This is a genomic window from Pseudoduganella sp. UC29_71 (genome assembly GCF_042693265.1).
Taxonomy (GTDB): domain Bacteria; phylum Pseudomonadota; class Gammaproteobacteria; order Burkholderiales; family Burkholderiaceae_D; genus Rugamonas.
In genome coordinates this window covers 3,666,530-3,687,923 of the sequence record NZ_CP170549.1, presented here as the reverse complement: position 1 = coordinate 3,687,923, position 21,394 = coordinate 3,666,530, and the positions used below count along the sequence as shown (strand labels likewise).

Genomic DNA, 21,394 nt, shown 5'->3' with positions numbered 1-21,394 from the left:
AGACAGAAAGGGTGAGGAGCAATCCTCGCCCTTTTTCCTTTTAAGAGCCCTTTACCCGTTTTATGCGACAGACCATACCGTTCGGCCGTTTCAACCTCCCGCTGCATCCGGCGGGCGCCCTCGTCATGGGCATCCTCAACGTCACCCCCGATTCCTTTTCCGACGGCGGCCAGCATGCTTCGCTGGAATTTGCCATCGCGCACGCCGAAGAGATGATAGAGCAGGGCGTGGACATCATCGACATCGGCGGCGAATCGACCCGCCCCGGCGCCCCGGCCGTGCCGCTGGAAGACGAACTGCGCCGCGTGATGCCGGTGGTGTATGCGCTGCGCGACTGCGGCAAAGCCATTTCCGTGGATACCTACAAGCCCGCCGTCATGCGCGAAGCGGTGCTGGCCGGCGTGGACATGATCAACGACATCAATGCTTTCCAGGCCCCGGGCGCCATCTCTGCCGTGCGCGACAGCGACTGCGCGTTGTGTATTATGCACATGCGTGGCGACCCGGCCACCATGCAGCAGCAGCCCGAATACGTCGACGTGGTGCGCGAGGTGGCGGACTTCCTGCGGGCGCGCATCGCCGCCCTGACCGAAGCCGGCATTGAGCGGCGTCGCATCTGGATCGATCCAGGGTTTGGCTTTGGCAAGACAGTCGAGCATAATTATGCTTTGATCAAGGCTGGCCGCCAGCTGGTGGACGAACTGGGTGTGCCGCTGCTGGCGGGCCTGTCGCGCAAGTCCATGATAGGCGCGGTGACCGGCAAGCCGGTCGAGCAGCGCATGGCGGGCAGCCTGGGCGGCGCGCTGGCGGCAGTGGCGCACGGCGCGCAGATAGTACGGGTACACGACGTTGCAGAGACCGTGGATGCATTAAAAGTGTGGCAAGCGGCAAACTAACGATAAAGAGAACTGACATGGCACGTAAATATTTTGGAACCGACGGCGTACGCGGCCTGGTGGGCGTTGCCCCTATCACCCCGGACTTCGTCATGCGCCTGGGCTACGCCGCAGGCAAGGTGCTGGTCAAGAACATGAGCGGTTCGGCCCGTTCGACCGTGCTGATCGGCAAAGACACCCGCATTTCCGGCTACATGCTGGAAGCGGCGCTGGAGGCGGGCTTCGCGGCCGCCGGCGTGGACGTGATGCTGGCCGGCCCGATGCCGACCCCGGCCATCGCCTACCTGACGCGCGCGCTGCGCCTGCAGGCCGGCGTGGTGATCTCCGCCTCGCACAATCCTTACCAGGACAACGGCATCAAGTTCTTCTCCGACCAGGGCGCCAAGCTGCCCGATGCGGTGGAGCAGGACATTGAAGCCCAGCTGGACCTGCCGATGGAGTGCGTGGCGCCGGACAAGCTGGGCCGCGCCAAGCGGCTGGACGACGCGCAAGGCCGCTACATCGAATTCTGCAAGAGCACCTTCCCGAATGCGCTGGACCTGCGCGGCCTGAAAGTGGTGGTGGACTGCGCCCACGGCGCCGCCTACAACATCGCGCCGCACGTGTTCCATGAACTGGGCGCGGAAGTGATCGCCATCGGCAACAAGCCGTCCGGCTACAACATCAACGACGGCCATGGCGCCACGGCGCCGGCCGCCATGGCTGCCGCCGTGGTCGAGCACGGGGCCGACCTGGGCATCGCGCTGGACGGCGACGCCGACCGGCTCATCATGTGCGACGCCAAGGGCCGCCTGTACAACGGCGACGAGCTGCTGTACGTGATGGTGATGGACCGCTGCGCCACCGGCCAGGTGGAGGGCGCCGTCGGTACGCTGATGACGAATATGGCGCTGGAAGTGGCGTTCAGGGAAAAGAACATTCCGTTCGCGCGCGCCAAGGTGGGCGACCGCTACGTGCTGGAAGTAATGCAGGAGCGCGGCTGGCTGCTGGGCGGCGAGGGCTCGGGCCACCTGCTGGCGCTGGACAAGCACACCACGGGCGACGGCATCGTGTCGGCGCTGCAAGTGCTGTCGGCGCTGAAGCGCAGCGGCAAATCGCTGGAGCAGTGCGCCGCCGAGCTGGTGCTGTTCCCGCAGACCCTGATCAATGTGCGCGTGCCGGCCGGTTTCGACTGGCAGAAGAACCCTGCCATGGTGGCCGAGAAGGAAGCCGTCGAGCGCGAGCTGGGCGACAGTGGCCGCGTGCTGATTCGCGCCTCTGGCACCGAGCCGCTGATCCGCGTGATGGTGGAGGCGCGCGACGCCGCCGCAGCCGAAAACTGCGCGCGCCGCATTGCGGACAAGGTGGATGCGAAGTTAGCGGCCTGAAACTTTTCTTCCGCTGCATTGACGCCACAGGGGGCCAGCACCTATAATACGTTCATCGGAGTGTAGCGCAGCCCGGTAGCGCACCTGGTTTGGGACCAGGGGGTCCAAGGTTCGAATCCTTGTACTCCGACCAAGAACTGTTAAGACGGGCTGTCGAAAGACAGCCCGTTTTTCATTTCCGCAGAGCTTCTCTGCCGGCATAAAATTACCCTGACTGCCCATAGCTCAGTTGGATAGAGCATCAGCCTTCTAAGCTGAGGGTCGCTGGTTCGAACCCAGCTGGGCAGGCCACTCCTCTGCGCACGATGACAAGGGTCAAGCGTAAGCAGGTTAGCCTGCTGTCCAGATTGACATCGGCGCCCGCAGGCGTGACCATGGGACCATGAACGCGCGAGACGAATCATGGGAACGCGACCTGTCCGCAGTGAAGATTGCGGTTGAAGTGATTCGTTCAAACTATGCCTCGCACAGCGATGTCCAGTCCGTGAAAACGGAATTGGCCGCAGCAAAGCAAAAACTCGATTCCGAACTCCCGCATTTAGCGACGAAAGAGGACGTTCAGTCCGCCGAGGCAGCGGCGAGCGCAGCAAGGCAAAAGCTGGATTCCGTGCTACCCCATCTGGCGACAAAAGAGGACGTTCAGTCCGCCAAGGCTGAAGCGAGCGCGGTAAGGCAAAAGCTGGATTCTGTGCTGCCCCATCTGGCGACGAAAGAGGACGTTCAATCCGCCAAGGCCGAAGCGACTGCGGTAAGGCAAAAGCTGGATTCCGTCTTGCCCCATCTGGCGACGAAAGAGGACGTTCAGTCCGCCAAGGCCGAAGCGATTGCGGTAAGGCAAAAACTCGATTCCGTCTTGCCCCATCTGGCGACGAAAGAGGACGTTCAGTCCGCCAAGGCGGAGGCGAGCGCGGTAAGGCAGAAACTGGATTCCGTCTTGCCCCATCTGGCGACAAAAGAGGATGTGCAGACAGCTCGAGGCGAGATGAGGGCGCTGGCGGAACGATTCGAAGCAGTCATCCCTCGCTTCGCCACCAAGGCGGATCTGCACGAACTCAGAAGCGACACCCGGACTTGGATTGTCGCCACTGCGATCACGCTGATGGTAGCACTGGGCGGTATGCAGTTTTCCTTTTACAGCATGTTAAAAGACAGCCTTGCTCAGCAAATCGCGGCGACCAAGCGCCTGGAAAACGAGATCTTGCCAGCCAAACCAGCAATGGCGCCGGTGCCTGATACCAACTCAGGCGTCAAATAAGTACTTCTTCACCTTCGGATTGCCCTGCCGCCACAGCACATTGTCGATCAGGTAGTGGTGCACATTGATGAAGATCCAGCAGCAGGCGACGGCCAGGGCGGTGCCGCCGAGTCGGGGCACTTTGCCTGTGCGCGCATAGTCCAGTGCGCCGGGGAGCAGCCAAAAGCCGATAGCGCCGAGCACGGCCCCCGTCACGACAAAACTCAGCAACTGTCCCTTGCCCCACCCGCCGGCTTTGGCTTCATTTGCCTTATAGCGGCCGATAACCGTTAAATATTGCAGCGAATGGAAAAATGGAATGGTCAGCACAAACGCTGCGTCCAGGCTGATCAAGCCCATCCAGACGTACAACGTAACCAGATAAGCCGTCAGGCCGGCCAACGGCAGCTGTTTCCAATTCAATTGCTGTGCGTGCCATTGTTTAATGGCCCGGTATATTTCCAGCCCGCACCACGCTGTTGTGCCAGCGGCGGTGATGCACGCGGCAATGACAACAATGCCGGGAACATTCATTGCGATACCGAGCACGCCCCATAAATCCCGCGCTATTTGTGTGCTGTTCCCTAAGGCCCACGCGGCAACCCAGCAGGCATAGGCGTTCATCAGCAATGCCTTGCGGGTGGCGGCAGGCCAATAGCGTTTTTTGTATGCCGCGTCCATCATGGCCATGCCGAAGCCTTGTTTCACATAATGCCAGCCCACCAGTAATCCCATCAAATTCAAACCAATGCCCAATACCAGCGGATAGCCGTTGAGCCACAGGATGGCGCCGATTGCCAAGCCCAACGCCAGCGCGGCGGGCGCGATAAAGCCCGCCAGCCACCAGCGGCGCGTTAAATCGGCCGGCATGGCGCCATGTTTAACGTCTTTCCATGAGCCGTAGAATAACTGATAGGAATAAGCGAAATGCGGGTGGTTGACGAAATTGGCGAGAACCAGCATTACAATGGCGAGCTGGGCGACTATTGCGGCATTCAGATGCAGCGCTTTAAAGATCAGCAATGCAATCACCGAGCCGCCGCCCAGCAATATAACGTCGGTCCAAGGGGTGAATAATGCGCGGTGCTGGACTGGGGAATGGAAATCCGTTTGGGTCTGGGTTAGCATGGCGGGACTCGAGAGGGTGTTGCTTCATGGTATCACTGGCGCCGCTGGTGTCAAGGAATGGCGGCGGGCTGTTGCTCGCCAGGGCAGGCCGCTCGCATATCGTGCCCGAAACTGGTGTGAGTAAGCCAACATCTGGCATGGTTTCGCCGCAGTCAGGCGGCTAGCGGGGCCGGATGCCTTAATTCGATGCCGGCCGGTAACGGGAGTGCATGGCCTGGATGTCGCCCCGGCTCTTCATTGCCTGAATGGCGCGGTTCACTTTCGCTGCCGGCCACTTGCCTTGCGGGGCCAGCGCGCAGTAGGTATCAAACGAGGTGATTTTAAAAGAGACGTCATTCAATTGTTCGCGCTCGGGATGCGCCTTGCGCTGATAGTCGAAATACAGGGAATTGGTCAGCATGTAATCAAAACGGCGCGTCAGCAATTTGCTGAGATTGTTATCGTCCGTCAGTGCTTCGTCGCGCAAGAAGGCTTTGCCGAGGATATATTCGATTTCCTGATACCGGTATCCGAGCAAAGTGCCTACGCGAATATTCGCCAGGACGTCCAGCTGCGAAACCGGTGGCGTATCTTTGCGGCTGGCTACGGTCATATTGTTGGTGAAGACGGTATCGGTCCAATGCCAGTCTTTATGGTCCAGCCATTCAGGGCGCAAATCGCAGATCAGATCAACCTGGTGCGCAACCAATGCAGATTCGACCCGCTTGCGGGGAAAGGTAATATAACGCGGCGTGGCCTGTAATTGGCGTGCCAGTGCATCACCGAAATCTTTTAATAGCCCGGCTGTCAGCGCGCCGTTGCGGAATTCCGTCATCGGCATGGCGCTGCCGGTGGAAACGCCGAAAACCAGGTCTTCGGCCAGACAAGGCTGGCCGAACAGGAGGCTGATAAGAAAAAGGGACGGGTGTTTCATAATAAAAAGGCCTTCCGCAAGGAAGGCCTTATGTCTTCAATGCAGCTCTGTCTTAGTAAGTGTAGAACATGCGCTGCAGTTCTTTGGTGCTATTGGTCTTGGTCAGGCCCAGCATCAGCAGGATACGTGCTTTTTGCGGGCTCAGCGTGTCCGACACAACGAAGTCCAGTTCGTCGTCGTTGGCTTCGCCGTTACGTGCCAGGATACCCTGGCCGACGCGGCTGGCGCGCACGATGATGGCGCCGCCTTTGCGCGCCGCAACCAGGCCAGGTTTGACCTTGGCGGCAACGCTGCCGTCGCCGGTACCGGCGTGGATGATGCCCTTGGCACCAGCGGCCACGAACGCGTCCAGCGCCACGGTGTTCATGTTGGCGTAGCCGTAGACGATGTCCACTTGCGGCAGCGCGCTCAGGTTGGCGATATCGAACTCGGTGTCAGCCGTGTGCTTGCGGGTGGTCACATGGTAGAAGTAGGGCTTGCTGCCCTGGATATAGCCCAGCATGCCCAGTTCGGTGGTCTTGAACGCATCCGGCGTGGACGTGTTGGTCTTGCTCACGTCGCGCGCGCCGTGGATCTGGTCGCCCATGGCCACCAGTACGCCTTTGCCGGCGGCGGATGGATCGGCTGCCAGCAGCACTGCGTTGTACAGGTTGATCGGCCCATCGGCCGACATGGCGGTCGATGGGCGCATGGCGCCGACCAGCACGACCGGCTTACGGCTCTTGACCACCAGGTTCAGGAAGTAGGCGGTCTCTTCCAGCGTGTCGGTGCCGTGGGTGATAACGACGCCGTCGACATTGTTCTGGGCCAGCAGGGTGTTGACGCGCTTGGCCAGCGTCAGCCAATGGTCGTTGGTCATGCTCTCGCTGGCGATCTGGAATACTTGCTCGCCGTTAACATTGGCCACTTTGGCCAATTCCGGCACGGCCTTGATCAGCTGCTGTACGCCCACCGTGGCGGCGGTGTAGCCGACCGTGGTGGTGGACGTGGCGCCGCTGCCGGCGATGGTGCCGCCGGTGGCCAGTATGGTCACGTTGGCAAGCTTGGGGGCCTTGGCCGCGTCCTGGGCATGGACCTGGGCGGTGGCAATGATGAACATACCAACTACAGCGGCCATGAATTGAGCCGTCTTTTGTTGCAGCATTTTTTCTCTCCTGTTAAAGCTGACGAGCGGCGATGGTAACAAATCTCGCCGTATGTTGTCAGTTTTTCAGGATTGTCGTCTGGCGGTTCCTAAATTCAACAATGCCATGTGTGCGGTCTATAATCCGGCATGGATATCAATTCGGACGACCTGAAGATCTTCGTTGCCGTGATCGACAGCGGCACGCTCAGCGCCGCTTCGGTACATCTGGGGCAGACTACCTCGGGTGTGAGCCGCGCGCTGTCGCGGCTGGAGGAGAAGCTGGCCACCACGCTGCTGACCCGCACCACGCGCCGCATGGAGCTGACCGAGGAAGGCCAGCTGTTCCTGGAGCAGGCGCGGGCCATCCTGGCCGCGATGGAGGAGGCCGAGGAAACCATCCGCATCCGGCGCCAGAAGCCGGCCGGCCGCCTGTGCGTCGATGCCGCGTCGCCCTTCATGCTGCATTGCGTGGTGCCACACGTGGCCGAGTTCCGCGCCATGTACCCGGACATCCGCCTGGAACTGACCAGCAACGACCAGATTGCCGACCTGATCGAGCACCGCACCGATATCGCCATCCGCATCGGCACGCTGAGCGATTCCACCCTGCATGCACGCGCGCTCAGCTCCAGTCCGCTGCATGTGCTGGCCAGTCCCGGCTATCTCGAACGGCACGGCACGCCCTCCACGCCGGAGGAATTGGCGCAGCATGAGCTGCTCGGCTTTGCGCAGTACGAGCTGGGCAACGTCTGGCCGCTGCGCCACGCGGCCGGCAACAGCTTGCAGGTGACGCCGGCCCTGGCCGCATCCAGCGGCGAGACCTTGCGCCAGCTCGCGCTGGCAGGTCAGGGCATTGTCTGCTTGTCCGATTTCATGACGCGCGCCGACATCGCCGCCGGCCGCCTGGTGAAGCTGCTGGAAGCGCATTCCACCGGCTTCCACCAGCAGATCCACGCGGTCTATTACCGCAACACGCAGCTCTCGCAACGTATCAGCTGCTTCCTCGAATTCCTGCAAAAAAAGCTCTGAAAATCGTCTGTAAGAATTTGCACTAGCCCTTACAGCGCTTAGTCCTACAGGGTTTTGACCTATCTCAAAGAATCGGCGCGCAAAGTGTGCGTTAACGTACGGTCTGCAGCGCGCTACAGGAATAATATGAACTTGCGTGATTGATGCAGGGCGCCGCGAAAAAAGCGCAGCGCAAACGCTCCTCCGCAGGTTAGCCGGCCGCCTCGAGTACCGGCACCAATTCCAAAGTAGTGAGCCGGTTACGGCAGCGCCGGACCGAATTGCAGACAGACATACGGAGGCCATCATGACGCAGGCAAACCATCCATCGAAGTACGTGGTCCGCGAGTATCTCGAACGCCGCTCGCAGGAAGTCAAACCTCCTCCCACCCCGGAGGAAATCCGCCGCCAGCTAGGCTGGGGCCTGATGATGTATGACCAGAAAATGAGCACAGGCGACCGGGTATGAAACGTCGCCGCAGCGCCGCCCAGGGTTCGCACCGCAAGGTCCGGACCCTTTTCTTTTGCCGCATTCTCCGCCCCCGCACCGCCATTCGCTGAAAACAGCGTCATTCACCGACGCCGGCCCGCCATTAACCGAATGGCGGTATCGCCGTGCGCGCTTCCCCCGTATTGTTACGTCACACATTCACACGGAGGCGGCAATGAGCAACGAGAACGAGCAAAACTGGCGCAAACAGCTAACCTGGGGCATTATCCTCACCGGCGCCGGCGTGGCCTTCTTGCTGGACCGGTCCGGTGCGCTGCACCTGGGCACCATCTGGCGCTACTGGCCGGTGCTGCTGGTGGTGGCCGGCATCAGCAACCTGGTGCCGCCGACCAATGTCAAGCTGGTGCTGGACGGCCTGTCGCACATTTTCTTCGGCGCCTGGTTCTACTGCGCTTTCGAGCATGTCTGGGGACTGACCTTCGGCAACAGCTGGCCGCTGCTGCTGATCATGTGGGGCGTGACGCTGGTGCTCAAGCCGGTGCTGCACAATTACTTCGAATCGAACAAGGAGCATTACGATGGAAAATAGGCGTCCACAACATGGCGTGGGCCAGGTCCTGATAGGCGTGGCGGTGATTGCCCTGGGCTGCTTGTTCCTGCTCGAAAATCTTGGCATCCTCGACTTCGATTACACGCTGCAGTTCTGGCCGGTGCTGCTGATACTGGCCGGCGCGCTGAAGCTTTCGCAAAGCAGCGACACCCGCAGCAGGGTCGTCGGCGGCGTGCTGATCGCCTTTGGCGCCACGCTGATTTTGAAAAGCACCGGCCTGCTGCATATCGGCTGGCGCACGCTGGGGCCGCTGCTGCTGATCGCGGTGGGCTTGCTGGTGATCTTCAAGTCCAACTATTACCGCAAACCCGGGCAGTCCTACGACAAACTGGGCAAGCTGGACAAGATGGACGGGCACGACGGCCATGCCGGCGACGACAGCGTCATCAACGTTACCGCCATCCTGGGCGGCATGGAGCGCCGCATCACCACCAGCGATTTCCGTGGCGGCGAAGTGACGGCCATCATGGGCGGCTGCCAGCTGGACCTGCGGCATGCGTCGATGCAGGGCGGGGCCGTGCTGAACGTGTTTGCCTTGTGCGGCGGCATCGAGATCAAGGTGCCGGACGACTGGACCGTCAGCCTGCAGGGCACGCCTTTGCTTGGCGGCTTCAGCGAGAAGACTCTCCCCAACCGGGACGCGGGCAAGCGCCTGATCGTCCGGGGCTACGCCATCATGGGCGGCCTGGAAGTGCGCAACTAAAGGGGCGCCGCAACGATGCAAGGCCTGATCTCCAGCCGCCGCGGCGCCGCGCTCTATCTGCTAGCCTGGCTGTTCCTGGGCGCGGCGCTGGGCGGCGTCACTGTGGCGGTGGAGGACGCACCCTGGCCCAATGCGATGCTCTTTGCCATCCCGGTCACGCTGGTGTATGCCGTCAGCGCCGGTTTCTCCGCTTATTACTTGTGCCGGGCCTACCCGCTGGCCGAGCGCGGCGCCGCCAACGTGCTGCTGGCGCTGAGCGCCGCCGCCATCGTCTCCACGCTGCTGTGGAACGCCGTCGTGCGCGGCTGGAACGAAGCCTGCCTGCTGCCGGGCGTGCCGTGGGCCGGCGTGCCCTTCAGGCCGCAGCTGGCGATCCTGATCTTCGGCCTGGGCATGCTGCTGTATGGCCTGCTGGCCGCCATCAACTACCTCGTGACGGAATTCGACAGGGCGCGCGTCGCCGAACACCGCGAACTCGAATCGCGCCTGATGGCGCAGGACGCCGAACTGCGCATGCTGCGCACGCAAATCGATCCGCATTTCCTGTTCAACAGCCTGAACTCGATTAGCGCGCTGACATCGCAGAACCCGAAGGGCGCGCGCGAGATGACCTTGCAGCTGGCGGGCTTTTTCCGCCAGAGCCTGAGCATGGAAGCGCACAAGAAAGTGGCGCTGGAACAGGAGATGGCGCTGATACGCCATTTCCTGGCGATCGAAAAAGTGCGCTTCGGCGAACGGCTGGCGCTGCAGGACGATGTGCAGGAAGGCGCCGGCGATTGCCTGGTGCCGCCGATGATGATCCAGCCGCTGGTGGAGAACGCCATCAAGCACGGCATCGCGCAGTTGCCTGAGGGCGGCTGGATTAAAGTATCGGCACGGCGCGCCGGCTCGCTGCTGCACATCGGCGTGGAGAACGCGGTGGATGAGGACGATGGAGCGGATGGCCTGGAAGGCAATGGCATCGGCCTGGCCAACGTGCGCCAGCGCCTGGCCTGCGCCTACGGACACGAGGCGAGCATACGCTGGGCGCGCGAAGGCGCGGTATTCAATGTGGCGATCACCATGCCGGCAGAGATCAAGGAAGGATAGCTATGCGCATTATCATTGTGGACGACGAGGCACTGGCGCGCGGCGTCGTGCGGGAATACCTGGCCGAGCACGCGGACGTGGAAGTGGTGGCCGAATGCGCCAACGGTTTCGAGGCCGTGAAGGCGATCACCGAACTGGAGCCGGACCTGGCGATACTGGACATCCAGATGCCCAAGCTGGATGGCTTTGAAGTGGCCGAGCTGGCGGCGGGCAAATGCCGCTTCATGTTCGCCACTGCGTTTGACCAGTACGCCATCAAGGCCTTCGAGTATCATGCGCTGGACTATCTGCTCAAGCCCTTCAGCCAGCAGCGTTTCGACCAGGCACTGGCCCACGCGCGCGCCAGTATCGGCAAGGCGGACCCCGCGCAGCCACCGGCGCAGGAGGGCGTGCAGGAAGTGGTGCGCGACGCGGCGGCGCGCAAGGGGCCGCTGGGTCGGGTGCTGATACGCGACGGCGCCAGGGTGCATGTGATCGCGGCCGGGAAGATCGACTATATCGAGGCGCAGGACGATTACGTGCAGATCCGCACCGAGGGCAAGTCCTATCTGAAGAACCAGCGCCTGTCGGACCTGGAGCGCCAGCTGGAGGCGGACAAGTTCCTGCGCATCCATCGTTCCTACCTGCTCAATATCGAATGCATGAGCCGCATCGAGCAGGCCGGCAAGGATAGCCACGTGGCCGTGCTGAAGGACGGCACCAAGCTGCCGATCAGCCGCAGCGGCTACCAGAAAGTGCGCAGCGTGATCCAATGAACAGGCTGACCGACATCCCGGTGGCGGCGCCTTGGCCGCAGCCGCGTCTGCGGCCTCCGGCCCCGGGGCCGGCCTCGGCCCTTGCCTTGGGGCTGGCGTTGGCGCTGGCGGCGGGCTGCTGCGGTGCGGCGCAGGGAGCGGCGCCAGGAAAGGCGCCGGACAGGGCGCAGGACAGGGCGCAGGACAGGGCGCGCCAGCCCGCCGCTGCGGAAACGCGCGCGGCCACCGAGGCGGAAATCAAGTCCTTTGAAAGCTGGTTTGGCCAGCGTGCCGCAGCAGCAGGTGGCGGCCCCGCGCCGAAAACGTCCTACGAGGTTCAGCGTGCCGAGGGCGCGCGCGATTGGAGCGTGACGGCATGGGCCGAGCGCGCGCCGCAGCGCGCCGCATGGCGCCTGTGCCTGGTGCAGAGCGATGGCTTTGACTATGACCCGAAAGCGCAGCGCTGGAGCGAGAGCGGCCGGCAGCGCAAATACGTGTGGCTGGACCGCTCATCCGACTGCGGCGTGTCGCCCCAGCGCGTGCACCTGAAGCAGCCGCTGGGCGACCGCGACATCGTCACCGTGCTGGAACAGCAAGGCACGCTGCTGCAAGGCGCGCGCCTGCTTTTCGCCGGCAACACGCAGTGCGCCCGCAGCGCGCCCACAAATTCCAGCTGACCGCCATCGACGTCACGCCCGACCAGTTCTACCAGCTGACCTACGCCAGCGACCGTGGCGGCAGCGCCGTCATCACCGTGCGCAAGCGCGCCCGCGAACTCACTGCCTGGGCTGCGCGCTGCTGATGCTCCACCACGACGGCAGTAGCGCCTGGATCTCCGGCCGCGCGTAGCGGTCGTCGATCAGGTAGACCGTGCCCCGGTCGGTCTCGGTGCGGATCACGCGTCCGGCCGCCTGCACGATCTTTTGCATGCCGGGATAGGTGTAGGTGTAGTCGTAGCCGGAACCGAAGATGGCGTCCATGCGCTGGCGGATCTGTTCGTTCACCGGATTGAGCTGCGGCAGGCCCAGCGTGGCAATGAAGGCGCCAATCAGGCGCGCACCCGGCAGGTCGATGCCTTCGCCGAAGGAGCCGCCCAGCACCGCGAAGCCGATGCCGCTGCTCTCGGCGCTGAAGCGCGCCAGGAACTGCTCGCGGCCCGCCTCGTCCATGCGCCGCGTCTGCAGCCACACCGGCACGCCGGGATGCTTTTCGGCGAACAGCGTGGCCGCCTTTTCCATGTAGTCGAAGCTGCTGAAAAATGCCAGGTAGTTGCCGGGTTGGCGTTGGTACTGTTCGCCCATCAGTTCCGCTATCGGCGCCAGCGAGCGTTCGCGGTGCTGGTAGCGGGTGGAGATGTGGCCGGCCACGCGCACTGACAGCTGCTCGGCAATGAAGGGCGATTCCACGTCCACCCAAGCGGTGTTGTCGGGCATGCCCAGCGTGTCGCAGTAGTAGTTCCACGGGCTGAGCGTGGCCGAGAACAGTGCGGTGGAATGCGCCGCGTCGAAGCGCGGCTTCAGGAACGGCGCGGGCACGATGTTGCGCAGGCAAAGCACGGAGTTGATGCGCGTGCCGGCGCCGCTGACGGTGATGTCGAACAGCGAGTGCTGGCCGTAGCTCTCGGCCAGGCGCGTGAAGCCCATGGCGTCGAAATAGAAGCGCTGCAGCTTCTTCGTCCACGTAGGCGGGGTGCTCCGCGTAGTATTCGCCGATGGCGGTAACGGCCGTCTGCAGCGCGTTCATGAATTTTTCCGGCAGCTCGGTGTAGACCTGGTATTCGCTGCTGTGGCTCTGCTGCTGTTCCTTTTCCAGCGCGGACCACTGGCGGTGCACGCGGTCGAGCGGCTTTTTCAGCGTCTCGGGCGCCGTTTTGCGCAGCATGCGCAGGCCGGCGTGTTCCAGTTCGGCCGAGTACATCTTGCGCGCGCGCGACACCATATTGTGCGCCTCGTCCGCCAGCACGCTGATCTTCCAGTCGTTTTGCAGCGTCAGGCTGTAGAGCATGGCGCTGATGTCGAAGTAGTAGTTGTAGTCGCCCACCACCACGTCCGCCCAGCGCGCCAGTTCGGTGCCGAGGTAGTAGGGGCAGACCTGGTGCGCCAGCGCGATCTCGCGCACGGCGGCCTTGTCGAGCACGGGCGCCGCAGCGTGCTGGGCTGCGTCCCCTGCGTCCCCTGCCTCGGCCTGGACGGCGCCGGGAGCGGGCCTGCCGCAGGCGGCGAGAGCCGCGCTGCGGGCAGCAGGCAGGCGGTCGTAGAAGCCCTGCGCCAGCGGGCACGATTCGCCATGGCAGGCTTTGTCCGGATGCTCGCACGCCGTATCGCGTGCCACCAGCTCCAGCGCGCGCAGCGGCAGCAGCGGCGCGGACGCACGGATGGTCTCCACCGCGTCCAGCGCCATGCGGCGGCCGGAGGTCTTCGCGGCCAGGAAGAACACCTTGTCCAGCTTGTGCTCCGCGCTTGCCTTCAGCAGCGGGAATAGGCTGCCCACCGTCTTGCCGATGCCGGTGGGCGCCTGCGCCAGCAGCGAGCAGGCGCGCGTGCTGGCCTTGTACATGGCTTCCGCCAGCTGGCGCTGGCCGGGCCGGAAGTCCGCGTGCGGGAAGCGCATCGCCTTCAGTTCGGCGTCGCGCTGCGCGCGGTGCGCCATCTCCTGCTCGGCCCAGGCGAGGAAACGGCCGCAATGCAGTTCAAAGAAGGTACGCAGGCTGTCCGCGTCGGCGTTCTCTGTGAGCAGCGTCTCCTTCTGGCTGCCCACGTCGAAGTACACCAGTGCCAGCCGCACCGACGTCAGCCCGCGCGCGAGGCACAGCAGATGGCCGTAAATCTTCAGCTGCGCCCAGTGCAGCTGGCGGTGGTTGTCCGGCATGCGCGCCAGGTCGCCGCGGAAGGTCTTGATTTCCTCCAGCTGGTTTTGCTGCGGGTCGTAGCCGTCCGCGCGGCCGCGCACGTGCAGCGGGCCGAAAGTGCCGGACAGGCTTACTTCCTTCTCGTAGCTGTCGCCGCGCCGTGACGCCACCAGCGCATGGCCGGCGATGCCTTCCTGCGCGGTGGGCGTGGGCGTAAAGCGCAGATCGAGGTCGCCCGCCTTGGCGGTGAACTCGCACAGTGCGCGCACGGCGACCGTGTAGCTTGCCGTCATGCGTCCGCCCATTGCAGGTAGCACACTGTGATCGGCATCTGGTGCTCGGCGCAGTAGCTGATCCAGCGCAGCTGGTTGTCCTGCAGGCGGTCGCCCGGGCCTTTCACTTCGATCATGTGATAGCGCCGCTCGGCCGGCCAGAACTGGATCAGGTCCGGGAAGCCGCTGCGGTTGGCCTTGATGTCCAGCAGTATGCGCTCGAACCACTTCTTCAGGTGCGCGGCCGGGATGCAGGCCAGCGCCAGTTCCACCAATTCCGCGTCCAGCGCGCCCCAGAACACGAAGGGCGACTGGATGCCATCCTTGGCCACCAGGTTGCGGCGTATCGTGTCCAGGTAGCTGCCATCGTCCAGCTGGCCCAGGCAAGCCGCGAACTGCGCGGCGCGGCGGCGGTGGAAGTCGGCACTGTGCAGGTCGGCCGGACCGTGGTGGAAGGGATGGAAGAAGGCGCCGGGGATGCTGGTGAAGACCGCGTCCCAGCACAGCAGGCCGAACAGGGAGTTGATCAGCGCGTTTTCCACGTAGTAGACGGGCGCGTCCTCGCGCGTCAGGTGGTCGCGCACCACGCCTTCCACCCACCAGTCCTCGGATGGCATCGGCAGCGACAGGTCCAGCCGCACCACCGGCGCCGGCTGCGCGCGCGCCGGCTTGGGATGGCCCAGCTTGCGCTTCAGGCGCGGCAGCATGCGCAGCAACTGCTGGCGCTCGTGCTCGCTCTCCGGCTGGGCCATGGCTTGCAGCAGCAGCGTGTGCGCGGCGCCGCAGCGCTCGCTCTTTTCCAGCACGCGGATGGCGCGCGCACGCGCGCCCGGATAGGCGCTTTCGGCGTAGATGGCGTGCGCGCCGTCCCAGTCCTGCTGTTTTTCCAGGTGCTGCGCCATCTGGAACAGCAGCTTGTCGCGCCGGCTGTTGAGCCATTCGTTGCCGCTTGTGGCGGGCGGCAGGTCGCGCAGCACGTCCCGCGGCGGCTCGCCTTCGGCAAACCGTTCGCGGCAATGGTGCAGGGCCAGGTAGTCGTCGATGTCGCGCCGGCTGCGGAAGCCGCGCGCGGAGGGCGAGAATTCCACCTTTTCGTATTTGTACACGCCCAGGTCGGACAGCACGAATTCGGACCAGTCCTGGTGGTAATTGCCGAAGAAGATAAGGCGCAGGCGGTCGCACAGTTCCTGCGCCAGCACCTGGTAGACATGGTCGAAGGCCGCGCCGCACCAGGCCGAAAAGCGGTGCGCGCCGTCGTGGCGCTCGCGCAGCGCTTCCAGCTGCTCGGGCTTGCGGGCGCTCTTTTCATGCCCGGCCAGCTGGAACACGCGCACGATTTCCGGCTTTTGCAGCAGCGCGAACAACTGGTCCAAGGTCAGCACCGGGTCGGCGTCTATCCAGCCCAGTTCGGCCAGCGGCCGCGCGGCTTCATGGGCGCAGCCGATTTCGGCGTACACCAGTTTGCTGGCGCGGAACAGCTGGCCCTTGCGCATGACCATGCGCACGAACAGCGCGCGCGACGCGCGGGGCAGGGCGGGGAATTGGGTGAGAAAGGCGCGTTCCTCGGCATTGAGCAGGTCGTCGTAGCGCTCGCCGATCCACTGCAGTACCTGGTGGAAGTTATCCAGGTAATAAAACTCGTTTTCCAGAACTCTGATCATTGCAACGCGCTGCGGACTGTATGTTCATACAGTGTAACGCGTTACCGGGCCGGGAGCAACCGGCGGCGCCGGCCGGCCCGTGGGGTTTATTTCTGCGTTGGCGTCACGGTGGCGGCGGCTTTGGCAATTTGCGCCTCCACGTTGGCGACAGCCTGGCGCGTGGCATTGGTCACCTGCTCATAGCCTGCGAAGGCATTGTCGATGGCTTGCTTGACGATCTGCACCGCGTTTTCCGAACCGGGGCGCACATTCTTGGTGACGTCGCAGATCAGCGCGCTCAGCGTGCTTTTTGCTTCGGTCATATGGGCGTCGGCGGCGCGGGTGAATTCCTCGCGGATCTCGGCGATGATGCCGCCCAGCTGCTCGTTGTAGGCGGCGGCGTTGGCGATGCCGGGCTGGACCTTGGCTGCGGCCACGGCCAGCACGGCTTTCGGGTCGCGCGCCACGCTGATTTCCTTGCCGGCGGCCAGTTGCTCCTCCACGCTGGTCTTCGCGGTCGCCATATTCAGCGCCACCACCTGCTCCACGCCTTGCACCGCTTTCGTGGTCAGCGTGTTGAAGGTTTCTAGCTGGAATTCAAACAGTGCCTTGGTGGTGGCTGCGAACTGCTCTGGACTCGTAAACATTCGTTCTCCTCGGTGATGGGAATAGAACTACTACTTACCGGCCTGCATCAGGGCGTATTGTTATGGCCCCATTATTTGGCAAACGCTAATTTTTCGCAACGGCTATCTTTGTAGGGGCGCTCCACCCGTTCCCAGCCCGCGCCCAGCGGGCCTTGCGCGCATACGCGCGAGCCGTCCACTTTGCTCACCCACCAGTAAAACGGGGCGGGCGCGGCATTCAGGGCGGTGCTGCACAGCAGCAGCACGGAGGCGATCAGTCTTTTCATGGGACGATTATAGCGGCGCGGACGGCGGCAGCAGCAGTGTGAAGGTGGCGCCCTGGCCAGGCTCGCTGGCGACCCTGATGCGCCCGCCCAGCACGCTGGTGACGATGTTATGCGCTATATACAGGCCCAGGCCGGACCCGCCGGTGCCGCGCCGCGTGGTGAAGAAGGGGTCGTACACATGGCCCAGGTGCTGCTGCGCGATGCCGTTGCCGTCGTCGGCGTACACCAGCACCACTTCGCCCTTGCCGTTCAGGCTGGCGCTGATGCGCACATGGCCTTTGGCGCGCCCTTCGAAGCCGTGGGTCACGCTGTTTTCGAACAGCGCCTGCAGCACCTGGTTCAGCTGGCCGGGATAGCTGTCCAGTTCCAGATGCGGCGCAATGTCCAGCTCGACTTCCACCGCTACGTGCTTGGCCGCGGCCTGCAGCGCGGGAATCTGGCCGGCCACCAGCGGCGCCAGCTTGAAGCGGCTGCGCTGGCTGTTGTCGTGGTCCACGGCAATGGCGCGGAAGCTGTGCAGCAGCGCCGCCGCCCGCTTCAGGTTGCGCACCACGATGTCGTCGGCCTGCGCCGCTTCGTCCAGATAGGCGTCCAGTTCCGATGGCCTGGCGCCGCCGGCCATGGCGGCGCGCAGCGCCTGGGTGCGGTCGGCCATGGTGCCGGCCGCCATCAGGCTGTTGCCGATGGGCGTGTTCAGCTCGTGGGCCACGCCGGCCACCAGCGCGCCCAGCGCAGCCAGCTTTTCGCGCCGCACCAGTTCGTCCTGGGTCATGCTCAGGTTGTCCAGCGCGGTGGCCAGCTCGTCGTTCACCTGCTCCGCGCGTTCCTTGGCCTTGCGCAGCTCGGCCGTGCGTTCGGCCACCAGCGCCTCCAGTTGCGTGCGGTGGCGGCGCAGTTCGTCCTCGTGGCGGGTGCGGGCGATGGCGATGCCGGCCAGGTGGGTGGCCACGCCGATCAGGCGCATGTCGCCCGCGCTGGGGCTGCGCACTTCGCGGTAGTACATGGCGAAGGTGCCAAGCACGGTATCGCTGTCGAGCAGGATGGGCACGGACCAGCAGGCGCGCAAGCCATACTGCGCGGCGATGGCGGCATACGGCGCCCACAGCGGGTCCGTCTGCGTATCGGAGACGATGACCGCCTCCTTGCGGTACATGGCCGTGCCGCACGAGCCGGCCACCGGGCCGATGGGCAGGCCGTCGATGGCTGCCATGTAATCGCTTGGCAGGCTGGGGCCGGCCCCGGTGCGCACGGTGCGGCCGTCGCTGTCGAGCAGCAGGGTGGAACACAGCACGCCGGGCGATTGCTCCTCGATCAGCAGCATCAGCTTGTCCAGTGTGGTTTGCAGCGGCGCGCCGCGCGCCACCAGTTCCAGCAGCTGGTTCTGGCCTTCGCGCAGCGCTTCGGCCAGCTGATGGCTGGCGGCGTCCGCCAGCCGCAGCTGGCGCAGCTGCGCAATGCTGGCGCTCAGCTCGTCCGCCGATCGCGGCGCGGGCAGGTGGGCCAGGATCTGTTCGAGCACGGCCCCGGTACTGAAGGGCAGGCGCAGGCAGGCGCAGGCGCCGGCAGCCCGGGCGCGTTTTTCTTCGTCGTCCAGGTCGGCGGGAGAGCCAGACCCGGCCGGTGTCAGCAATATGATGGGCAAAGCCGGCGCGGAACTGGCGGCTTGCAGGTAGCCGCACAGCTCGTAGCTGGAACTGCCTGCCTGCGCCGCATCCAGCAGCACCATGGCCACGCCGCCTGCGCGCACGGCATTGAGCGCGCTGTCGGCACGGGTGACCGCGAGCAGGCCCAGACCGGACGTCGCCAGCGCGCCTTCCAGCGCCGCCAGGTCAAAGCTGGCGCCAGTAACGATCAGTATGGTTTGCAATTTAATAGGCGGTATCGACGTCATTGCCCGTTCCGTAATGCGGGGTGTCAGGGGCAAGTGTAGTACAGGATGCCGCGCGGCGGCGCTGTAATTGGTAAGCAAATGATGCTAGCAAACCGCAAGTAATCGCCAGACAAGCTAGGCGGCCTCGGCTGAACCGGCGGCCGGGGCCGCCCCCGATGCGGCGCGGGCCTCGGCGATTCTCGGATAGTTCTCCTCTATCCAGTCCACCAGCGCTTCCAAGCGTTGCGCCAATTCGCGGCCCATGGGCGTCAGGCTGTATTCCACGCGCGGCGGGATCACCGGGTGGGCGTAGCGCAGCACGAAGCCGTCACCCACCAGCGCGTCCAGCGTCTGCGCCAGCATCTTTTCGCTGACGCCGCCCACTTCGCGGCGCAGTTCGCTGAAGCGGTGCATGCCGCCCAGCAGGATCACCAGCACCAGCACGCCCCAGCGGCTGGTGACGTGGCTGAGCACGGCGCGCGAAGGGCAGGCCGCCACCATCAGCTGGCCGCGGCGTGCTTCATTGTGCGCGGCCAGGGCGGCGCGCAGGGTTTTCGGTTCGGACATCGGAGCCTCCTGGGTACTTACTAAAATGTGCGTACTTACAAATAGTAAGTATAGGCGCTAAGATGGATTTACTCCAACTGAATTGAAAGGAAGCACCATGATCGTCATCACCGGCGCCAACGGCCAACTGGGCCAACTGATTGTTGCGGAACTGCTGAAAACCCATTCCGCCTCGTCCATCGCCGCCGCCGTGCGCGACCCTGCCAAGGCAGCCAGCCTGGCAGCGCTGGGCGTACAAGTGCGCAAGGCGGACTACAACGATCCGGCCACGCTGGACGCGGCCTTCGCCGGCGCCGACAAGGTCTTATTGATTTCGTCCAGCGAAGTGGGCCAGCGCCTGCCGCAGCACCGCAATGTGATCGAGGCGGCCAAGCGCGCCGGGGTGGGCCTGCTGGCCTACACCAGCCTGCTGCACGCGGACACTTCGCCGCTGGCGCTGGCCGGCGAGCACAAGGCCACCGAGGAACTGCTGCGCGCGTCGGGCCTGCGCTACAGCATCCTGCGCAACGGCTGGTACTACGAGAACTACACGGCCGGCCTGGGCGGCGCGCTGGCGCATGGCGTGCTGCTGGGCAGTGCGCAGGATGGCCGCGTGTCGGCCGCCACGCGCGCGGATTACGCGGCGGCCGCCGCTGCCGTGCTGAACAGCGCCAACCCGGAGCCGGTGTATGAGCTGGCGGGCGAGCGCGGTTTTTCGCTGCCGGAACTGGCGGCCGAACTGTCGCGCCAGGCGGGCAAGCACGTGCCTTACAAGGACCTGCCGGAGGCCGAATACAAGGCGGCGCTGCTGGGCGCAGGCTTGCCCGATTGGCTGGCAGCGCTGCTGTCGGAGTCGGATGCCGGCGTGGCCAAGGGCGCGCTGGAGGACAACAGCGGCACGTTGTCGCGCCTGATCGGCCGGCCTTCCACGCCGCTGGCTGACGCGGTGCGTGCCGCGCTGGCGCAGTAAGCGCGGCGGCGCATCAGCAGCGCCATCGATGCGCCATCACCGCGCCATCAATGCGCAATGGCGAGCTTGCCGAAGTGGCGGCCGCCGGCGGCCAGTTCCGCGTACGCTGCAGCGGTCTCGCCGATGTCGTACACGCGGTCGATGGCGGGCACAATCTTGTGCGCCGCCACCGCGCGTGCGGCCTCGGCCAGGTCCGCCACCGAGCCCGTGTTGTTGCCCACCACGCGCAGGGCCTTCACGATAATCGGCAGCAGGTCGATCGAGGCGGCTGTGCCCGCCACGAACCCCACCGTGAATACCGTGCCGCCCATCGCCGCCGCATTCAGCGAGCGCGCCAGCGTGGCGGCGCCAGCCGTTTCCACTACCAGGTCGGCGCCGCGTCCGCCGGTCAGTTTCAGCACTGCCTCGTCCCAGGCCGGCGTGGCGCGGTAGTTGATCAGGTGGTCCGCGCCCAGCTGCCCGGCGCGTTCCAGTTTGGCTTCCGACGACGACGCCAGGATCACCGTCGCGCCCGAGGCCTTGGCAAACTGCAAGGCGAAGATGCTCACGCCGCCCGTCCCCAGCAGCAGCACTACCGACCCCGGCCGCAGCTGCGCCGCGCGCACCGCATTCCAGGCCGTGGTGGCGGCGATCGGCAGCGCCGCGCCGTGGACATAATCCAGGTGGGCGGGCAGCGCGGCCAGGCTGCTGGCGGGCACCGCCACGTACTCGGCCAGCGAGCCCGGCAAGCTCAGTCCGCGCATGGCGGCCACATTGTGCGGCGTGATGCCGCCGCCCTGCCAGTTCGGCATAAAGTGCGGAATCACGCGCTCGCCCACGGCCCAGCCGCTCACGCCTTCGCCCAACGCGGCAATCTCGCCCGCGCCGTCCGCCACCGGCACCAGCGGGAAGGCCGGCGCCGGGAAGTTGCCGGTGGCGATGGCCACGTCCAGATAATTCAGCGTCGCGGCGCGCATGCGCACCAGCACCTGGCCGGCGGCCGGCGCGGGATCGGGCAGCTCCGCCCGGCGGAAAGCGTCGAGGGAGGGAGCGGTCAGTTGGATGGCTTTCATGATGTCTTTCTACGAGTGCAGGAA

The 21,394-nt window shown here is 64.6% G+C and carries 22 protein-coding genes, 2 tRNA genes and 1 pseudogene; 15 read left to right on the top strand and 10 right to left on the bottom strand.

Going from position 1 to position 21,394, the window contains the following annotated elements:
• The first annotated feature begins 62 nt into the window (after positions 1 to 62).
• From folP to ACFJI2_RS16210, 5 genes are all read left to right on the top strand, one after another.
• A complete protein-coding gene (folP, locus tag ACFJI2_RS16230; RefSeq protein ID WP_377700957.1) occupies positions 63 to 896 on the top strand; it encodes a dihydropteroate synthase in 834 nt (277 codons plus the stop codon).
• 17 nt (positions 897 to 913) lie between these two features.
• Positions 914 to 2,263 carry a phosphoglucosamine mutase gene (gene glmM / locus ACFJI2_RS16225; protein ID WP_377700956.1) on the top strand — a complete coding sequence of 450 codons (1,350 nt, stop codon included), beginning with the start codon at positions 914 to 916 and terminating at the stop codon, positions 2,261 to 2,263.
• Between the two features lie 56 nt (positions 2,264 to 2,319).
• Positions 2,320 to 2,396 (top strand) — tRNA-Pro (locus ACFJI2_RS16220).
• An 81-nt stretch (positions 2,397 to 2,477) separates the two neighbouring features.
• Positions 2,478 to 2,554, top strand: a tRNA-Arg gene (locus ACFJI2_RS16215).
• Positions 2,555 to 2,645: 91 nt separating this feature from the next.
• On the top strand, positions 2,646 to 3,518 hold the full coding sequence (locus tag ACFJI2_RS16210; RefSeq protein WP_377700955.1) for a hypothetical protein: 873 nt from the start codon (positions 2,646 to 2,648) through the stop codon (positions 3,516 to 3,518).
• Here the strand turns inward: ACFJI2_RS16210 and ACFJI2_RS16205 are convergent.
• The 3 genes from ACFJI2_RS16205 to ACFJI2_RS16195 form a co-directional block, all read right to left on the bottom strand.
• Positions 3,504 to 4,625, bottom strand: coding sequence for a hypothetical protein (locus ACFJI2_RS16205; RefSeq protein WP_377700954.1), 1,122 nt, complete (start codon positions 4,623 to 4,625; stop codon positions 3,504 to 3,506). The two genes, ACFJI2_RS16210 and ACFJI2_RS16205, sit on opposite strands and share 15 nt — an antisense overlap.
• Before the next feature lie 178 nt (positions 4,626 to 4,803).
• Positions 4,804 to 5,538, bottom strand: coding sequence for a substrate-binding periplasmic protein (locus ACFJI2_RS16200; protein ID WP_377700953.1), 735 nt, complete (start codon positions 5,536 to 5,538; stop codon positions 4,804 to 4,806).
• 52 nt (positions 5,539 to 5,590) lie between these two features.
• Positions 5,591 to 6,637 carry a type II asparaginase gene (locus ACFJI2_RS16195; protein WP_377705852.1) on the bottom strand — a complete coding sequence of 349 codons (1,047 nt, stop codon included), beginning with the start codon at positions 6,635 to 6,637 and terminating at the stop codon, positions 5,591 to 5,593.
• A gap of 174 nt (positions 6,638 to 6,811) precedes the next feature.
• On the opposite strand from ACFJI2_RS16195, the gene ACFJI2_RS16190 reads away from it, so the two are divergent.
• The 8 genes from ACFJI2_RS16190 to ACFJI2_RS16155 all read left to right on the top strand — a co-directional run bounded on the left by ACFJI2_RS16190 (position 6,812) and on the right by ACFJI2_RS16155 (position 12,061).
• Positions 6,812 to 7,693 carry a LysR substrate-binding domain-containing protein gene (locus ACFJI2_RS16190; protein ID WP_377700952.1) on the top strand — a complete coding sequence of 294 codons (882 nt, stop codon included), beginning with the start codon at positions 6,812 to 6,814 and terminating at the stop codon, positions 7,691 to 7,693.
• 286 nt (positions 7,694 to 7,979) lie between these two features.
• Positions 7,980 to 8,141, top strand: coding sequence for a hypothetical protein (locus tag ACFJI2_RS16185; RefSeq protein ID WP_181260071.1), 162 nt, complete (start codon positions 7,980 to 7,982; stop codon positions 8,139 to 8,141).
• A 196-nt stretch (positions 8,142 to 8,337) separates the two neighbouring features.
• On the top strand, positions 8,338 to 8,712 hold the full coding sequence (locus ACFJI2_RS16180) for a LiaI-LiaF-like domain-containing protein (protein ID WP_132137441.1): 375 nt from the start codon (positions 8,338 to 8,340) through the stop codon (positions 8,710 to 8,712).
• Positions 8,702 to 9,436, top strand: a complete 735-nt coding sequence (locus ACFJI2_RS16175; RefSeq protein WP_377700951.1) for a LiaI-LiaF-like domain-containing protein — start codon at positions 8,702 to 8,704, stop codon at positions 9,434 to 9,436. Before ACFJI2_RS16180 ends, ACFJI2_RS16175 begins: the two co-directional genes overlap by 11 nt.
• Positions 9,437 to 9,451: 15 nt before the next feature.
• Complete coding sequence (locus ACFJI2_RS16170) at positions 9,452 to 10,525, top strand: sensor histidine kinase (RefSeq protein WP_377700950.1); 1,074 nt, start codon at positions 9,452 to 9,454, stop codon at positions 10,523 to 10,525.
• 2 nt (positions 10,526 to 10,527) lie between these two features.
• Complete coding sequence (locus ACFJI2_RS16165) at positions 10,528 to 11,280, top strand: LytR/AlgR family response regulator transcription factor (RefSeq protein WP_377700948.1); 753 nt, start codon at positions 10,528 to 10,530, stop codon at positions 11,278 to 11,280.
• Positions 11,277 to 11,936, top strand: a complete 660-nt coding sequence (locus tag ACFJI2_RS16160) for a hypothetical protein (RefSeq protein ID WP_377700947.1) — start codon at positions 11,277 to 11,279, stop codon at positions 11,934 to 11,936. Before ACFJI2_RS16165 ends, ACFJI2_RS16160 begins: the two co-directional genes overlap by 4 nt.
• Positions 11,903 to 12,061 carry a hypothetical protein gene (locus ACFJI2_RS16155; RefSeq protein WP_377700946.1) on the top strand — a complete coding sequence of 53 codons (159 nt, stop codon included), beginning with the start codon at positions 11,903 to 11,905 and terminating at the stop codon, positions 12,059 to 12,061. The genes ACFJI2_RS16160 and ACFJI2_RS16155 overlap by 34 nt, the downstream gene beginning before the upstream one ends.
• On the opposite strand, the pseudogene ACFJI2_RS16150 reads toward ACFJI2_RS16155, so the two are convergent.
• A pseudogene (locus tag ACFJI2_RS16150) lies at positions 12,036 to 13,947 on the bottom strand (ATP-dependent DNA helicase). The gene ACFJI2_RS16155 and the pseudogene ACFJI2_RS16150 sit on opposite strands and share 26 nt — an antisense overlap.
• Here ACFJI2_RS16150 and ACFJI2_RS16145 point away from each other — a divergent pair.
• On the top strand, positions 13,855 to 14,271 hold the full coding sequence (locus ACFJI2_RS16145; protein ID WP_377705935.1) for a hypothetical protein: 417 nt from the start codon (positions 13,855 to 13,857) through the stop codon (positions 14,269 to 14,271). The pseudogene ACFJI2_RS16150 and the gene ACFJI2_RS16145 overlap by 93 nt on opposite strands.
• A gap of 125 nt (positions 14,272 to 14,396) precedes the next feature.
• Here the strand turns inward: ACFJI2_RS16145 and ACFJI2_RS16140 are convergent, their stop codons facing one another.
• From ACFJI2_RS16140 to ACFJI2_RS16120, 5 genes are all read right to left on the bottom strand, one after another.
• Positions 14,397 to 16,040, bottom strand: coding sequence for a VRR-NUC domain-containing protein (locus tag ACFJI2_RS16140; RefSeq protein WP_377700945.1), 1,644 nt, complete (start codon positions 16,038 to 16,040; stop codon positions 14,397 to 14,399).
• An 86-nt stretch (positions 16,041 to 16,126) separates the two neighbouring features.
• Entirely contained in the window at positions 16,127 to 16,666 is a 540-nt protein-coding gene (locus ACFJI2_RS16135) for a phasin family protein (RefSeq protein WP_107870425.1), read from the bottom strand.
• Between the two features lie 71 nt (positions 16,667 to 16,737).
• Positions 16,738 to 16,932, bottom strand: a complete 195-nt coding sequence (locus tag ACFJI2_RS16130; protein ID WP_377700944.1) for a hypothetical protein — start codon at positions 16,930 to 16,932, stop codon at positions 16,738 to 16,740.
• A gap of 7 nt (positions 16,933 to 16,939) precedes the next feature.
• A complete protein-coding gene (locus ACFJI2_RS16125) occupies positions 16,940 to 18,799 on the bottom strand; it encodes an ATP-binding protein (protein WP_377700942.1) in 1,860 nt (619 codons plus the stop codon).
• Positions 18,800 to 18,937: 138 nt separating this feature from the next.
• Positions 18,938 to 19,369, bottom strand: a complete 432-nt coding sequence (locus ACFJI2_RS16120; RefSeq protein WP_377700941.1) for a winged helix-turn-helix transcriptional regulator — start codon at positions 19,367 to 19,369, stop codon at positions 18,938 to 18,940.
• Between the two features lie 97 nt (positions 19,370 to 19,466).
• On the opposite strand from ACFJI2_RS16120, the gene ACFJI2_RS16115 reads away from it, so the two are divergent.
• Complete coding sequence (locus ACFJI2_RS16115; RefSeq protein WP_377700940.1) at positions 19,467 to 20,318, top strand: SDR family oxidoreductase; 852 nt, start codon at positions 19,467 to 19,469, stop codon at positions 20,316 to 20,318.
• Positions 20,319 to 20,365: 47 nt separating this feature from the next.
• On the opposite strand, the gene ACFJI2_RS16110 is transcribed toward ACFJI2_RS16115, so the two are convergent.
• Entirely contained in the window at positions 20,366 to 21,370 is a 1,005-nt protein-coding gene (locus ACFJI2_RS16110) for an NAD(P)-dependent alcohol dehydrogenase (RefSeq protein ID WP_377700939.1), read from the bottom strand.
• Between the last annotated feature and the right edge of the window lie 24 nt (positions 21,371 to 21,394).